Genomic DNA, 15,524 nt, shown 5'->3' on the forward strand with positions numbered 1-15,524 from the left:
CAAACAGGCAACAGACGTTATCATCGCAGCCAACCAAGCTGCAGTCTCGCCATTCATAATCCACCTCAACTACGCAGCGTTCGCCGAGGCGCTGGTCACAATGCCCCACCGCCTGGCAAATTTCGACCAGGCCGTTCCATATGTAGCTGCACCTCGGCCCGGCCAGGTACAGACAGCCTCCCCCAAAAGCCGACCGTCAACGGTCGTCGTCAGTCGGCCAATCTGAGCGATATGTCTATGACCACCGGTTCGTTCCAGGTGGATAACAACGTCAAATGCCCCTTGAGCTAGAGCCGCCAAGGCCCTCGGCTCCAGCCCCGCCAGCAACCCCAAGGCCGCCAACCTGGCAGGAACGCGTTCTACATTGTCGGCATGCAGAGTGGCCATGCCACCCCGATGACCAGAATTGAAAGCTCGCAGCAGATCCGCTATCTCCTCTCCCCGGCATTCACCCAGAATGATCCGATCGGGCCGCATGCGCAGTGTGGCCTTAACCAAATCGACTAGCCCCACACCCCCTGCCCCTTCAATGTTGGATTCTCTGGCAGCCAGGGAAACCAAGTTCCTATGACCGGCAATACGGCCCAGCTCACGGACTTCCTCTACGACAACCAGCCGCTGCTCCTGTGGACACATGCCCAGCAGGGCCCGTAGAAGTGTGGTCTTGCCGGCACCCGTGCCACCAGTCACCAGAATGGTCGCCCGATTGACCACTAGCGCCCGAAGGATAAAGAGCCAACTGACGGGACACAGCCCGCCAGCAACCAGCTTTTCCAGACCGGGCGGGTTTCTGTTGGGCAGTCTGATGGAAATGGCAGCGCCTTCGGGAACGAGCGGGGCCAGCACGGCGTGAACCCGGATCCCCTCCCTGCTGGAGGCATCGGCCATGGGCCGAGCATCATCCAGGCGACGTCCCAGCTGAGCGCATAACTGCACAGCAAAGTCCCTTACTGCCCGAGGGCCTGCAAACCCAGGCCGAAGCAGAACCTCCTCCATGCCCGCACCTCGGTCGATCCAGACATCGCCCTGTCCGGTCACTGCGATGTCAGTCACAGCAGGATCGCTCACCAACCCATCCAAGTACCCGAAAGTGGGCGGCTGGGCGAAATCATCATCAGAGAATGAACCTTCGATGCTTTCCCCACTTCTCTCGATCATTGGACAGCCTTAGACCGAGTCAGTTCGCGAGAAGAGACCCGCTCTTCCCTTCTTTCGCCGACGATCATTCCTGCAATCCGCTCCACCAGGGGATGAAGAGCCCGAGCGTAAGCACGCGGCACCCGTTCCAGACCACGTCCATCCAAGACGGATGCAGACAGTTTCGGTTGCGGATTGAGAACCACGTCCACCGATCGGCCCAGAAACTCTTCCGCCTGCTCCGGGTCGACGCCATGACTGACCCGGTGCTGAGTGGGCATCATCCCAATCAGAGCCATGGGGGGCCTACAGGAAATCAATGGACCGTCTTGAGCTTGGTCGCCCGCACCTCTGCGGCTGTTCAGAGCATGGAGCAGTGCCTTCGCCCGTGCAAGGCCCAGCACGGTCATATCCACCATCAACAACGAAGGCAGACCCTTCAGCGAGCGCAGATTACCCAGACCACGGCCCCGACCGGCATCGATCACCAGGAGATCAGCAAATCCAGCCATTGCGTTGACAGCTGCATCCACGTCCCACCAACCCTGTGACGGAGCACTCCAAGGATCGTTGCTGAGCAACGGGATGCCATCCCAGACCGGCAGCTCTTCACGGAGGGCCTGAGGATCCACCCGGCCCAGGGGAGCACGGATTCCTCCCAACCGCATACCAGGCGCCCCCTCGATGCCGACCAAGACATCCATCCCTCCGCCGTCCAGGTCCAGATCCACCAGAGCGCATGACAGGACCGTGTCCCGAAGCTGCTTGGCCATCAAAGCTGTCATGGTTGTCAGCCCAATGCCTCCTGAGGCGGAAAGAAAGACCAATCCGGCCACAGCGGACCCATATTTGGCCTCCGGGTCGCTCCGCCCGATGCCGGTATCCTCGCCCGCCCCCCTGCCTGGTTGGTGCTCCGAGGACAACCCGACCGATTTAAAGGAGTGCAGAGTCCTTTCAGGCTCCCACCCTTTCATGCAGTCTTTTATAACTTTCGGCCGTCTGCCTATGCTCATTCCAGTCATGGCTACCAGTACATCCGCCCTCTGGCATCAGCACCAGTCCCCGGAGCTGATGTGGTCGAATGACCTCATGTCTCCACACCGCTTCGCCCTCTTTGTGTATAAATGCATCAAGACCGCGACACGCCTGAAATTGCAGTGTTTTTGAGTCCAAGTCCATGAAATGCCACAGATGATCACACGGAAGCAACAGATTCCTCCAAACCTGGTATATTTGGCCTGCCTCAATGCACGCAATCGCACAAAAGACCAAGTCGGCAGCCTTCCCCCGCCCCAGCCGATGGACAGGCTTGCCATCGGCCTCAAAACTGGCATAATAGCTTATACAAGGACGGTTCAAGAGCACGGAAGCCCACAAAGTGTATGGCCACTAGGACCGATACGTTGGACGGGTGTATAAGACTTGACCGTTGCAACGATGATGTTGTGCAGAGATTCCATCTGGACCGACCTTGTGGGAACGGCCTCCTGCGGGGGGCCGTTCCTATTTATCCACAAGCTTTATCAATGATTGCAGAGGACGGCACCTGCGAATAGAGTGCTATGGTATGGTTCAGAAATTTGACGCACCCTCCAAGGCCTTGCTACGGAGCCAGATTGCGGAGCATATTGCCGAGACCGATGGCCAGGCACGGCATGTATCCAAGCACTCGGATCACCCGGTCTCGCCCTTGCCTGAGGACCGCTATTTCGACCGGGAACTGAGCTGGCTCAAGTTCAACAAACGCGTACTTGAGCTGGCCGAGGATGAGAGCGTGCCCCTGCTGGAGCGCGCCAACTTCGCCGCCATCTTCGCCAGCAATCTCGATGAGTTCTTCATGGTCCGCGTGGCGGGTCTGAAGCGTCGCGTAGACACCGGCATCGCTGTAACGGCTGCCAGCGGGATGAGCCCCCGTCAGCAGCTGAGGGCCATCTCCGAGCAGGCCCACAAGCTTCAGGATGAGCATGCCCACTATGTAATCGACCACATCCTGCCGGATCTGGCCGCCGAAAGCATCATCCTGCTGAGCTGGACACAACTGAGCAGCCAGGAGCAGGAACGGCTCACCAACTTCTTCCGGAACCAGGTCTTCCCGGTCCTGACCCCGCTGGCCGTCGACCCGGCCCATCCCTTCCCCTATATCTCAGGCAACTCACTGAACCTGGCGGTCCTGGTGGAGAACCCCACCTCGGGCAAGACCCACTTCGCCCGCGTTAAGATTCCCGACAATCTCTCACGTCTGATTCCTGTGGACGATCTGACCGACGAAGAGGGCAAGGAGGAGCGCTACGGGTTCATCACCATGGAGAATCTGATCATCGCCCACCTGGAATACCTCTTCCCCGGCATGATCATCAAGGAGGCCCGCTCCTTCCGCGTCACCCGCAATGAGGATATTGACGTCGAGGAGGATGACGCAGAGAACCTGCTCAACGCCATGGAGAAGGAGCTTCTGCAGCGAAGGTTCGGACCGCCCATCCGCCTGGAGATTTCCGACTCCGCCTCTCCCTTCCTCTCCCAGCTGCTGGCCAGCAAGCTGCGAGTCAACCAGGAAGAAGTCTATCGGCTGCCTGCTCCCTTGGACTGGACGGTCCTGTTCGAGTTGCAGTCCATCGACCGGGCCGACCTCAAGTTCCGCCCCTTCATTCCCACCACCAACCGGCAGATCGCCGAAGTGGAATCCAGCCAGGCCCAGGACATCTTCGCCGCCATCCGTGAGCATGACATCCTCCTCCACCACCCCTATGACTCCTTCTCCACCTCGGTTCAGGCCTTCCTGGAGCAAGCGGCGGCCGATCCGCGAGTGCTGGCCATCAAGCAGACCCTCTACCGGACCTCAGGCAACTCGCCCATCATCAATGCCCTGGTGGATGCCGCGCACGCCGGCAAGCAGGTCCTGGCCCTGGTCGAGATCAAGGCCCGGTTTGACGAGGAGGCCAACATCGCCTGGGCTCGCCAGCTGGAACGGGCCGGCGTCCATGTGGTCTACGGAATCGTGGGGCTGAAGACCCACTGCAAACTTTCTCTGGTGGTTCGTCAGGAGCAGGACGGCCTACGTCGTTACTGCCACGTGGGCACCGGCAACTACAACCCAAAGACCGCCCGCCAGTATACCGACCTGGGTCTGCTCACCTGCGATCCAGTAGTGGGACAAGACCTGACCAGGCTCTTCAATCAGCTGTCAGGCTATGCGCCCAAGTCCTCCTTCCACCGCCTGCTGGTAGCCCCACGCACGGTCCGCTCCGGGCTCCTGCAACGGATCGCCCGCGAGGAAGAGACCGCCTTGAACGGCAAGCCCGCGTGGATACGAATCAAGGTCAACTCCTTGGTGGATGAAAAGATCATCGACGCTCTCTACCGGGCCAGCCAGGCCGGAGTTCGCATAGACATCGTGGAGCGTGGCATCTGTGCCCTGAAGCCAGGCGTGCCCGGGCTGAGCGAGAATATCCGAGTCCACTCCATCCTGGGACGGTTCCTGGAGCACAGCCGCATCTTCGCCTTCGCCAACTCTCAGGGCCCCCAGATCGGCGAGGGTCCCTTGGCCGGGCCAGAAGTCTGGATAGGCTCTGCTGACCTGATGCACCGCAACCTGGACCGCCGTGTGGAAGCGCTGGTTCGCATCACCGCACCCGAGCAGGTGCAGGGTCTGATCGACTACGTGGATCTGCAGATGGCCGACACCACCAGCTCCTGGCACATGCAGCCTGACGGCACTTACGTGCGCCATAGCCGGGATGATCAGGGCCGGCCTCTGGTCGACTCGCAGGAGTACCTGATCGACCGTCACTCCCGAACCCCCAGGGCCAGGCGATGATGATACGCCTCCAAGCCGGCAGGCCCGCCGCAGAGGCGGACGATCGGGATGGCATCCGACCATGAGCAGGACGGTTGAGGCAGCCGGAGCCATCCTCTACCGGTGGCGCACAACCTTCCAGGGATGGATGAAATTCAGCGACGACGGCCGAGCAGCCCCAGGAAGCAGCCCCCGATCCGACCTTGATGAGCTGGAGCTTTGCCTGGTCCATCGTCCCAAGTACGACGACTGGAGCTGGCCAAAGGGCAAGCTGGAGAATCGTGAGACCCACATGCGGGCGGCTGTGCGCGAGGTCGGCGAGGAGACGGGCTGTCTTGTCCGGCTGGGGCCATACCTGGGGGATGCCGAATATCCCCTAAACAACGAGGGCCGACGCCAGGGCGGCAAAGGCGGCAGACTCAAACATATCTGCTACTGGATGGCTACTCCGACCGATTCGGAACACGCCGCCGGTCAGGGCGCACTGCTGGGACCCATCCACCGCCCTGATTCCAGGGAAGTCGACCAGATACGATGGGTCGGGGCCTCCGAAGCCCGCAAACTATTGACCCACCCCAGCGACAGAACCATACTGGATGCCTTTGTGGACCGGGTGGAGCAGGGCGGCATCCGGGCTCGTCAGTTGATCATCGTCCGCCACGGTAAGGCAGTGGCCCGAAAGGAATGGACGGGCAAGGATGCGAATCGTCCTCTGACCCCCAGGGGCGCCGGCACCTCCTACGCCCTGGCTCGGGAGCTGGCCTGCTTTGCTCCCGACCGCCTCCTGTCCTCCCCCTGGATCCGCTGTGTGCAGACACTGCGTCCCTACGCCGACGAGGTAGGCCTGCCCATAGAGATGGTGGCCTGCCTGACGGAGTCCTCCTACCACCGACGCCCAGACCAGGCCCACAACTGGCTTGACGGGCAGATGGCCGACCTGCTGAAAGGTAACAGAGCCATCATGATCTGCATGCATCGCCCTGTCCTGGGAGGAGTCTTCGAGAAGCTGCGTGGGCTATGCTCCAGCGGATCGCTGTCCAAACGGCTGCCAGACGACTCCCCCTTCATGCCCACCGGCAACGCTGTCGTCCTCAGTCTGACCGGCGACCCCAATCATCCGACCATCATCGACATACAGAAGGTGACTCCCATTGTCTACTGACAGCAACTCCAGAATCGGCTCATCCTCAATCCGCTCCTCCCGTACGGGATTCGTGGCCTCTGGCACCGGAGCATCCCGGCCTTCACGCCCTGGCCAGCTGGATCCAGCTATCGCTGACCAGCTCTCCGGAGGCATGGATCCACAGCAGATCAGCGAGATGAGCCATGTATCAGCAGCCTCCCTGCTGGACCGGGTCCACCACAGCGCCGACCCGGCCATCGTAAAACGGGTTCTGACCCTGGTAGACCGCGAGGGTGTGGATGTCGTGGCCGAGCTCTGGAGCGACAGCGACCCCGATTCTCTGCCTGGCATCCTTTGGCGGCTTTACATGCTTCGCAGCTGGATGCGTCGGGACGCTGATGGAATCAGTCGTCTGTGGAGGCTGGGCGAACCCACCGACACTGCTGCATCAGCCATCGCCGGCGTCGATCAGGCCCCGGAGGCCGACGACATCATCCGAACCGCCGACTCCATCCTCTCCGGAGCTTTCACGGGCGACTTCGCCATAGCTCTGGAACGGGCAGGAGCCTTCTGCGACGTGATCGCACGCGGAATCAAGACCACCATCCGGGATGCCCAGAGCCGGCAGCTGGACGGTCAGGAGGCCAAGGAGGTCGACGCAGCACAGCGCACCGTCAACTCCCTCAATCAGACGGCACGTGACTTCATGAGGGGCGCATCACTCTGGCGGCGGGGACGGCTGGAGTAGGATCCGCCATCCTTTCAAGCCGGAAGCGTAAGCGCGCCGTGAGCACAGATCAGACCCCGGCATGCCCTACAATGGGGACTGCGTCGGACCATGTCTAAGCCCCGGGCTCCGTTTGTTGCCGCTGCGAGCGGCGTTTGCGCCGACAGGCGCTTGCATGGTTCGGCGTTTTCATTTCCACTCCCAAATCGAAGGCAGCATGGCTTGCCGGTCGCTACCAGAAGCCGACCCGCTGAGCTACGCTGAGAGGTATGGAACTTCACGTACTGGAACACCCGCTGATCGAGCATAAGCTGACCGTACTGCGGGACAAAAACACCCCTTCCAACACCTTCCGCGAGCTGATCAGCGAACTGGTCATGCTGGAGGCCTACGAGGCCACCCGCAACCTGGACATCGAGGACCACCCCATCGAGACCCCGGTCGCACCCATGGTGGGCAAGAAGCTCTGCTCCCCCCGCCCCATGGTGGTTCCCATCCTGCGCGCCGGACTGGGCATGCTTGACGGTATGACCCGGCTGCTGCCCACCGCCGAGGTCGGATTCCTCGGTCTCAAGCGCGACGAGAACACTCTGGACATCATCACCTACGCCAACCGTCTGCCAGAGGACCTCTCCGGACGTCAGTGCTTCCTGCTGGATCCCATGCTCGCCACCGGCGGCACCCTGATCGCCGCCACCAAATACCTTGCCGAGCGCGGTGCCAAGGACGTGACCTCCATCAACATTCTGGCCGCTCCCGAGGGCCTGAACCGCCTCAAGGAGGAGATGGACCCCTCCATCAACCTCAAGGTGGTGGTCTGCGCAGTCGATCAGAAGCTGAACGAGCATGCCTACATCGTACCTGGCCTGGGCGATGCCGGCGACCGCCTTTACGGCGTCATCGACTGAGCTGGCGAACTGACAGGGCACGAACCCCATACCCGACAAGGACCCGAATCCTGCACGATTCGGGTCCTTTTTTCAACGGTGTTCGATGGCCGCCCCGGCAGATGCTGTGCAAAATGGACTAGGCTTCCCTCCCCTACCCCGTCAGCGAGGATAGGTTCGCTATGAAGTCGTCGCTATAGAAACTGCCGGCTCTGCAACGCCATGGAGCTTACCGAACCAGTCATCATGTCTTTAATCCTCCCAACCTCTATTCTCCCAACCGTCTACCCCTCGACTTCTACCCTCTCGTACAAGAGCGCTTAATCGCTGATCGCCACCCTGGTTCTCCCCCTGGTCTGACCCTGAAAACACCCTGAGTGGGCCTTCACCCGGTGTTGCAATAAGAACAGCAGCATTCAAGGGCGAGAAAGGAGCACACCATGGAGGGCAAGTCCCTTTCCCTGGGTGGATCAATCACAGGAACCGGGGCCTCAGGACCGATGGGCGGGGGCGGCTCGCAAACCGCAGTTCGAACCAAGGCACGCACTCCTGGCTTGGCCTCCCTGGTGCGATCCTTTCTGCATGAGCATCGGTCCTCCTACACGGTCATGGTCTTGGCGGTCATGGCCGCTTCGGTCCTTACCAGCGCCTGGGCCCAGGTAGCCATTGCCGCTCGGAAGGGCGACGGGATGCCAGATACTCGCGCAATGAATTCCTACGACCGCGCTATGACCCTGTTATTACAAGACGGCGCTTCACTGATATCCATAATGTACGCCTGCATATGCGGGTTCGTCTCCATCTTCCTCGTCATCACTTCTGTGGGGTTCCTGATCGAGCGCCGTCGTCGCGAGTATGCCATGATGCGGCTTTCAGGCGCCTCTCCCAGGACCGTGAGATTCATCTCCCTACTGGAATTCATGATTCCGGTAGGTTTGGCCGCCCTCCTGGGCAGTTTGGCGGGATGCCTGCTGGTGCCCGCATTCGCCAAGTCCCTAATCAACTCAGGCTTTGAAGCGCTGGAAATGACCGCGCATCCCCACCCCACGGGAATTTTCTTCACTTTCGTAGGGATACTCCTGGCAGGCCTCTTGGGAACCTGGTTCGCTGCCAGGAGGATTACCGCGATCTCTCCCATCGAGGCCCTGCAGGACTCGGGAAATCGGTCAGGGACCAAGTCAATCGGTCCTCTTCGCCTGATAATCGCCCTGGCCGGCCTGGCTGGAGGACTGGCCATGGTCTATCATCGCTTCAAGGGCATGGACATTGAAATCCAGATCATGGCCTCGACCGGCTGTCTGCTCGTCATCATCGGCGCCCTGGCCCCTGTCCTGGTTCCGGCCTGTGCCAACCTGATCGGCATCCCCTTCCAACTGGCCTTCCGAGGCGCCGGTCTCCTGGCGCGGCAAAGGGCGCGGAAGGAAAACCGGAGCTCCACCGCCGTAGCAGTGCCGATCATACTGATGCTGGTCATCGTAACCGGATTTATAGCCCTGGGACGATCCGGCTGGGCACAAGAAGCCATAAGCCGGTATAAGCCGATCGCTGCCGAAACCATGATCAACGCAGAGACCAATGATCCAAGAGACCTGGATCGCCGACTTCGGTCCATTGCAGACATCGAATCCGCAGTCACCTATAGCGAGGGATCCTGGACAACTGCGGACAAGGAAGATAATGGCGGCAATGACGAACCTTCCGTCATGGCTATGCACGTCAACAAAGCAGGCAAGAGCGTCAATACAATTAGCCCAATCTTCATCAAGGGCTCCGCTGCTGACCTGGGGCCGGGCAAGATCGCCGTTATTGCAAGTGGCCGCACCCAGGAGAAAAACCCTATTGGTCGCAAGCTGACTCTGATCGACAGGTACGACAAAGGCCATACGCTGACCATCACCGCCGTAGTCGATATGACCCCGACGGGGCAGACGGGCGAATACCTGATGACGGATGCAGACCTGTCGCAACTGGCGCCCGACAACAGTGGATCGACCACCCTGGCCAGGACCGCCCCAGGAGTTCGGACAGGCAATCTGATCAGTCAACTCAATGCTTCATGGGACAGGAAGGGCATCAAGGCCTGTACCAAGAAGGAGTACATTCGTTCCAACATCCAAAGGTCACAGAAGGTGCAACGGGCCATGCCCCAGATAGCGAACGGGGCCATCGTCCTAACGGCCATATTCCTGATCCAGGCATGCGCCATCGCAGTCAATGAACGTCGCCAGGAGAATCGGAGAATGCAGGCTGCCGGTGTTTCACGTGGAACATTAGTCTGCTCCTCGATTTGGGAGTCAGTAATCGATGCCCTTTCGGCCATCCTTCTTTCAGCCCTGGCCATGGCGGGGGTGCTTGCCGTCATCTTCCACCAGTTGTCCGGCCAGATAGACATGAGCGTTGTGCCTCTCCCCTACGGCTACTTCCTGACCATGGCACTCTCGGCGATAGGCCTGGCCGCTGCAGCCTCCGGGCTATATAGCTGGTTCAGTTCTCGGGCAGATACGACTCGAAGATGATCCCGTCGAAGTCCGCACTGGCCTCCTCTTGTGCACGCTCGGAGCGGACGGTCCAGGCGATGGGCGTTCCACCCAGGAACCGGTACAGGCGCATGGGCAGTGAGTGCCCGCTGTGCCACTCGCAGGCCACGAAGTCCGGCCGCCCCAGCCAATTGAAGAGGAGGGACCCGGCCATCCAGCGCAGAGCCGAGGAGCAGGTGTCCACCCGGCCGTGGTAGGGGGCGACCAGTTGCCCTCTGGTGACGCCTGGGTGGTGAGCCCGATACCAGGCAAGGGCCAGGACGTTGAAGGACTCTATCACATAGGGGCCCTGGTACCTGGACAGGAGGGCATCGGTCCGACGCATGAGCTCCCGATCCAAGCCCCTGTCCATCTTGATCTCGACGACCAAGGGCACCCGGCCATCCACCAGAGCGAGCACCTCGGACAGAAGAGGCACATGCTGCGCCTCGGGATCGTTGAGGCCCCCGTCCCCGCCCTCCGTTTCGGGACCGCCATCGTGGTCGGCAGAGCCAGGAATTCCTTCCCCGGACTCAAGAGCCTGGGCAGGGCTTGGGCACAGTGGAATCCTCTGCAGCTGCTCATAGGTCAGGTCCGCCACTGCCCGGTTGACGCCAGCCATCCGCTGCAGGTCTCCATCGTGGATGACCACCACCTGGCCGTCCCGGCTGAGATGAACATCCAGCTCAATCCCGTAGCCGGCCCTGCAGGCCGCCTCGAAGGCAGCCAGAGAATTTTCAGGCGCCACTACCCGAGGGGACTTGGCTTGGGCCGAGGCGTGCCTGCCTGAGGGACGATCGGATTCAACCTTCAGGCAGTCATGGATACGATGCAGGTAGACGGTCTGTCCAGGGTTGGGATTGGTCGTCTCCATCCCCGAGCCAGCGTCGTGCAGGCCCCTATGGGCGTAGGGATGCAAGGACAGACCGACGGGCTTTCTCCGGCCCGCAACCACTGAAAGGCCAGGGGCCAGGGCCCAGCACCAGCCTCCCAAAACACCGAATCCCAGACCCAGTGCGACCTTGCCGGCCAATCGTGCTTTGGACCCCATCATCGCCTCCAGCTATCAGCTACTTCACTACCCACGCTAGCATCGCAGGAGGCTGGACGCGCTTTGCTGAGCTTGACTTCAAGCTGCTTCAAGGCCTTATCCTTGAACATGCAGATCAGAGAGGCATGCCCCGCCTTTAATCAACTCCGTCGAGCAATCTGCCAAGAAAGAAGCACGATACCATGCAGAATGATTCATCCACCTCCGTCCCGTCCGTCAAGCTCAACAACGGCGTCCTCATGCCCATGGAGGGCTTCGGTGTCTACCAGATCGCCGACCTGGACGAGTGCCGCCGCTCAGTCCTGGATGCCCTGGAGACCGGGTACCGGGCCATCGATACGGCCCAGGCCTATGGAAACGAGCAAGCCGTCGGAGATGCCCTGGCTCAGAGCGGCCTCGACCGCGACCAGGTCTTCCTGACCACCAAAGTCTGGATCACCAACTACGGGTACGACAAGACCAAGGCCTCAGTCGAGGAGTCCTTGAAGAAGCTGGGTACTGACCACCTGGACCTCGTCCTCCTCCACCAGCCCTTCAACGACTACTACGCAGCCTGGCACGCCCTTGAGGACCTCTATGACCAGGGGGTCCTGCGGGCCATCGGTGTCTCGAACTTCTATGCCGACCGCTATGTGGACCTGGTCAAGTTCAACAGAATCGTCCCGGCCGTCAACCAGCTGGAGACCCACGTCTTCCACCAGCGCCCCCGGGAGCGCGCCTACATGGACAAGTACGGCACCCGGATCGAATCCTGGGGACCCTTCGCCGAAGGCCGCCAGGGGATGTTCACCAACCCGACCCTGACCGAGATCGGGCAGGCGCACGGCCGGACCGCAGCCCAGGTCGCCCTGCGCTTCCTGGTCCAGGACGGGGTCATCGTCATCCCCAAGAGCACCCACTGCGAGCGCATGCGCGAAAACCTCGACATCTGGGACTTCCAGCTCAGCGACCAGGAGATGGATCGGCTGCGGGCCATGGACACCGGCAAATCCGCCTTCATGAACCACGAGGATCCCGAAACCGTGGAGGACTTCGCCAACTGATTCGGCATCAGACGGTATCTGTGCAGGATGGACGGGCTCTCAGCCTAGGCTTCGCCGTTGCGTCGCCGGCGCTTGAGGGCCCGGTGCTTGATCAGGATGTCCAGGACTATCCAGACCGAAAGAATGAAGGCCACCACGTATCCCAGCATGCTGACCACCGGGATACCGAAGACCACCGGCTTGATGCGGGCGAAGTAGACGATTGAAGAGCCTACATAGAGACCGACGACAATGAGGGCCATGGTCAGCCTGTTGACCATGTCAGACAGCTGCTGCAGTGGCTCCTCGGAACCCACCAGCTGCACATTGGCGCGTAGCTGGCCCCGGGTCAGCATCTTGGCTGCGGTCTGGGACTCAGCCAGGGCGCCCAAAAGCCCATGCAGAGCCAGATCGCCCTGGATGCCCAGTTTCCGGGTCTCCTCCTTGAGGATGGATCCCGTGCCCTGGTTATAAACAACATGATCGGTGATGATCTGCACGATGTTGGCCTCGGGCAGGAACTCGTCCAGGAGCCCTTCAAGAGTGACCAGGCAGCGCGCCACCATGGTGACCGACCCCGGCACCTTGATGCCATGCCGGGCGGCCAGCTTCATAACGGCGTTGACGTATTCGGCGATATCCAAATCGGCCAGATCCAGCTTGCCGAACCGCTGGACGACCGCATCCAGGTCGGCCAAAAGATAGGGGTAGTCCTCGGCCCTGGCCTCGCCTGTGCCAGCGAAGCGGAGCAGTCCCTGGGCCAGTGCCGGTGAATCCTCACGTCCTACTGCAAAAATCATGTCCTTCAAGGCCGATTTGGTCACCTTATCCAGGCGGCCGACCATCCCAAGGTCGATCAGCACTATGCAACCATCACGGATGATGATGTTGCCGGGGTGCGGATCAGCGTGAAAGAAGCCCCGGTCCATGATCTGGGTGGCATAGTTGTCGACCAGCTTGATGCCGATCTCCTTCAGGTCATAGCCCTGGGCCACCAGCTGGGCGGGCCGTGAGAGGGATATCCCGTCGATGTACTCCATCACCACCACATGCCTGGTGCAAAGAGCAGGATAGGGCTTCGGACAGTCGATGTAAGCGTAAGGGCCACAGAAATCCTTGAATTCAGCCAGATTGGCGGCCTCCTGCTGGAAGTCGACCTCGGACTGGAAAGTCTCCCAGAGCTCCTCGACAACCCCACGGATGTCAATCACCTGGGTACTGCGGACGAACCGGGAGGCCCACTTGACCATGCTGCGCAGAATATCGATGTCCTGGGCCATGGTCTCTTGGATCCCTGGACGCTGAACCTTGATGGCCACGTCCTCACCGCTGACCAGGCGGGCCCGATGCACCTGCGCCAGGGAAGCCGACCCCAGGGGGACTGGGTCTATGGACGAGAAGATCTGGTCGAGTGGACGGCCATACTCGGCGGCCAGGGTGCTGGTCACCACGGAATACGGGATGGGATCCGCGTCGGCGCGCAACTTGGAGAGCTCACGGCAGAAAGCCTCCGGCAGGATCTCCGAACGCATGGAGAGAATCTGGCCCACCTTGACGAAAGTGGGTCCGAGTGCCTCGAACAATCGGCGCATGGTGACCGGGGTCAGACCGTGGATGATGTCGAACCGATTGGCGATGCGAATCATCTCGGCCAGTCGACGGGCCCTGCCACGCCTGTGCCGGATCCTTACTGCCGCCCCCTGCCGCTCTCCCGTACCAACCCCGAAAAGGCCGATGGTCTGCACAGGGGCATCATGTCCGTTCATGGCATCCATACTCACCACTCACCTGCGTCCTTTATCCGCATGGCCGACCAGCGGCAGACATTCCGGCGCAGACGACCGACGCTGACAGTAATTGACCGCCTTCAGCCCTGCTGACCCGCAATGGGATCATTGGAGGTGATGGGAATGGACCCGGACCGACGATTCGGCATTGGCGCCAGGGGCTCATGGTCAGGACGACGGGGATCAGGAGCAACATGAGTCGCAGGCCTGGGCGCGCCAGCAGCCGGGGCCGACGCAGCCGGTGCAGGTGCAGGAGCGGGAGGGTTCTTCCTGTTGCGCTTGAGCTCAGTATTAAGAATCTTCCCCTGCTCTACTGTCAGCTCACCCTTCTTGACCAGGTTGTCAATGACCTCCTGGCCCTTCTCCACGCCTGTGGCCAAGGCTCCGATGCCAGCCAGAAGCACCTTGTGCAATCCGTCACCGATATGCAAATCCGACATGATATGCCTCCCAGCATTCATACGCCCTTGAAGTACCGGGCTCTTTTGACCGCCAAGAGACGAGCGGCCGTCTCTCTTTATAGTCTAGCTGGATATCCCCGACTGATCCCACTCGACACCATAGCAGGAGGGACCGCAACGTCTTTCCCTGTTATTGCCTCCGACCACTCATCAAAATCTGTGCCGGACCCGCAGACGCAACCGCAGGCCCCTCCTCATCTGGGCCTGGAGGCAGCGATGCGGCTGGCCTGATCCGCCAGGGAGTCCAGACGCTCCAGTTCGCTCCGGCTCCTCTGGTCCATGGCCTTCTTCATCTGGGCGAAGGTGCCCTGGCCGTACCGCCTTTCGGCTGCTCCCTTGATAAGGAAATCCGTAATGGCCGGGTTCTTCGGCAGCAGCGACCCATGCATGTAGGTGCCGATGACCTTCTTCCATCGGGCCCCCTCGGTGTGGTCCTTGCCATTGTTGCCGCGGCCGTCCTCGGTCACCATGCCCAGGGGCTGGGCCCCCTCCCCCAGGTAGGTCAGACCCGAGTGGTTCTCATAGCCGACCACCCTGCCGAAGTCCTCTGCCTGCTCCACCAGGTTGCCGATCATCCGCTCGGGCTCGGCAATGGTATGCACGTCGAGGATGCCGACCCCCTCCAGGCGCTCATGATCGGAGGTCTCGAAATAATGGCCGAAGAGCTGGTAGAGCCCGCAGATCATCAGCATGGGCACATCCTGGTCGGCCAGATCGCGCAGAAGTCCGGCCCGCTCCCGCAGGTCGTCGATGATCCGTTCCTGGCCATGGTCCTGGCCGCCACCGCCCAGAATCATGTCGATCCGCTCCGGCCAGGCATCGCCGGGATCGTAATAACGTACCACGGGACTAAACCCATACAGATCAGCCCTACGGGTCACGCTGAGTATGTTGCCCGAATCCCCGTAGATGTTCATGTCACGGTGGTAGAGGGAGAGGATCTGCAGCGGCGGATGGGTCCCTGCGGCCTTGGCCTTATCCTGCGACTGCGGCATTCCTGCGCTCCTTTTGGTTCGCTCG

The 15,524-nt window shown here is 61.0% G+C and carries 11 protein-coding genes and 1 pseudogene; 6 read left to right on the forward strand and 6 right to left on the reverse strand.

What is annotated here, in order from left to right; genetic code table 11:
- Positions 1-69: 69 nt before the first annotated feature.
- Both H3T90_RS04775 and H3T90_RS04780 read right to left on the reverse strand, forming a co-directional pair.
- A complete protein-coding gene (locus H3T90_RS04775) occupies positions 70-1,158 on the reverse strand; it encodes a TadA family conjugal transfer-associated ATPase (protein ID WP_198229752.1) in 1,089 nt (362 codons plus the stop codon).
- Positions 1,155-2,111 carry a CpaE/TadZ family protein gene (locus tag H3T90_RS04780; RefSeq protein WP_198229753.1) on the reverse strand — a complete coding sequence of 319 codons (957 nt, stop codon included), beginning with the start codon at positions 2,109-2,111 and terminating at the stop codon, positions 1,155-1,157. Before H3T90_RS04780 ends, H3T90_RS04775 begins: the two co-directional genes overlap by 4 nt.
- 593 nt (positions 2,112-2,704) lie before the next feature.
- Between H3T90_RS04780 and H3T90_RS04785 the strand changes: the two genes are divergently transcribed.
- The 5 genes from H3T90_RS04785 to H3T90_RS04805 all read left to right on the forward strand — a co-directional run bounded on the left by H3T90_RS04785 (position 2,705) and on the right by H3T90_RS04805 (position 10,183).
- The gene (locus tag H3T90_RS04785) at positions 2,705-4,951 is read left to right on the forward strand and encodes an RNA degradosome polyphosphate kinase (RefSeq protein ID WP_110425893.1); all 2,247 of its coding nucleotides are present in this window, start codon (positions 2,705-2,707) and stop codon (positions 4,949-4,951) included.
- Positions 4,952-5,012: 61 nt separating this feature from the next.
- The gene (locus tag H3T90_RS04790; RefSeq protein ID WP_198229754.1) at positions 5,013-6,092 is read left to right on the forward strand and encodes an NUDIX hydrolase; all 1,080 of its coding nucleotides are present in this window, start codon (positions 5,013-5,015) and stop codon (positions 6,090-6,092) included.
- Positions 6,093-6,105: 13 nt separating this feature from the next.
- Positions 6,106-6,801: a thymidine phosphorylase gene (locus H3T90_RS04795; protein ID WP_181415198.1), complete on the forward strand. Its 696-nt coding sequence runs from the start codon at positions 6,106-6,108 to the stop codon at positions 6,799-6,801.
- A 248-nt stretch (positions 6,802-7,049) separates the two neighbouring features.
- Positions 7,050-7,688 carry a uracil phosphoribosyltransferase gene (gene upp / locus H3T90_RS04800; protein ID WP_015022561.1) on the forward strand — a complete coding sequence of 213 codons (639 nt, stop codon included), beginning with the start codon at positions 7,050-7,052 and terminating at the stop codon, positions 7,686-7,688.
- Positions 7,689-8,107: 419 nt separating this feature from the next.
- Positions 8,108-10,183, forward strand: a complete 2,076-nt coding sequence (locus tag H3T90_RS04805; RefSeq protein ID WP_198229755.1) for an ABC transporter permease — start codon at positions 8,108-8,110, stop codon at positions 10,181-10,183.
- Here the strand turns inward: H3T90_RS04805 and H3T90_RS04810 are convergent.
- Complete coding sequence (locus tag H3T90_RS04810) at positions 10,152-11,237, reverse strand: glycerophosphodiester phosphodiesterase family protein (RefSeq protein ID WP_198229756.1); 1,086 nt, start codon at positions 11,235-11,237, stop codon at positions 10,152-10,154. The genes H3T90_RS04805 and H3T90_RS04810 overlap by 32 nt on opposite strands.
- 179 nt (positions 11,238-11,416) lie before the next feature.
- Here H3T90_RS04810 and H3T90_RS04815 point away from each other — a divergent pair, with 179 nt between their 5' ends.
- Positions 11,417-12,277, forward strand: coding sequence for an aldo/keto reductase (locus H3T90_RS04815; RefSeq protein WP_198229757.1), 861 nt, complete (start codon positions 11,417-11,419; stop codon positions 12,275-12,277).
- 44 nt (positions 12,278-12,321) lie between these two features.
- Here H3T90_RS04815 and H3T90_RS04820 read toward each other — a convergent pair whose 3' ends face one another.
- The 3 genes and pseudogenes from H3T90_RS04820 to H3T90_RS04830 form a co-directional block, all read right to left on the reverse strand.
- A complete protein-coding gene (locus tag H3T90_RS04820) occupies positions 12,322-14,031 on the reverse strand; it encodes an ABC1 kinase family protein (protein ID WP_198229881.1) in 1,710 nt (569 codons plus the stop codon).
- Between the two features lie 287 nt (positions 14,032-14,318).
- A pseudogene (locus tag H3T90_RS09135) lies at positions 14,319-14,483 on the reverse strand (phasin family protein); the annotation flags it as partial.
- 215 nt (positions 14,484-14,698) lie between these two features.
- On the reverse strand, positions 14,699-15,499 hold the full coding sequence (locus H3T90_RS04830) for a type 1 glutamine amidotransferase (protein WP_198229758.1): 801 nt from the start codon (positions 15,497-15,499) through the stop codon (positions 14,699-14,701).
- Positions 15,500-15,524 lie beyond the last annotated feature (25 nt).

This window comes from Bifidobacterium polysaccharolyticum (assembly GCF_016101585.1).
Classification (GTDB): domain Bacteria; phylum Actinomycetota; class Actinomycetes; order Actinomycetales; family Bifidobacteriaceae; genus Bombiscardovia; species Bombiscardovia polysaccharolytica.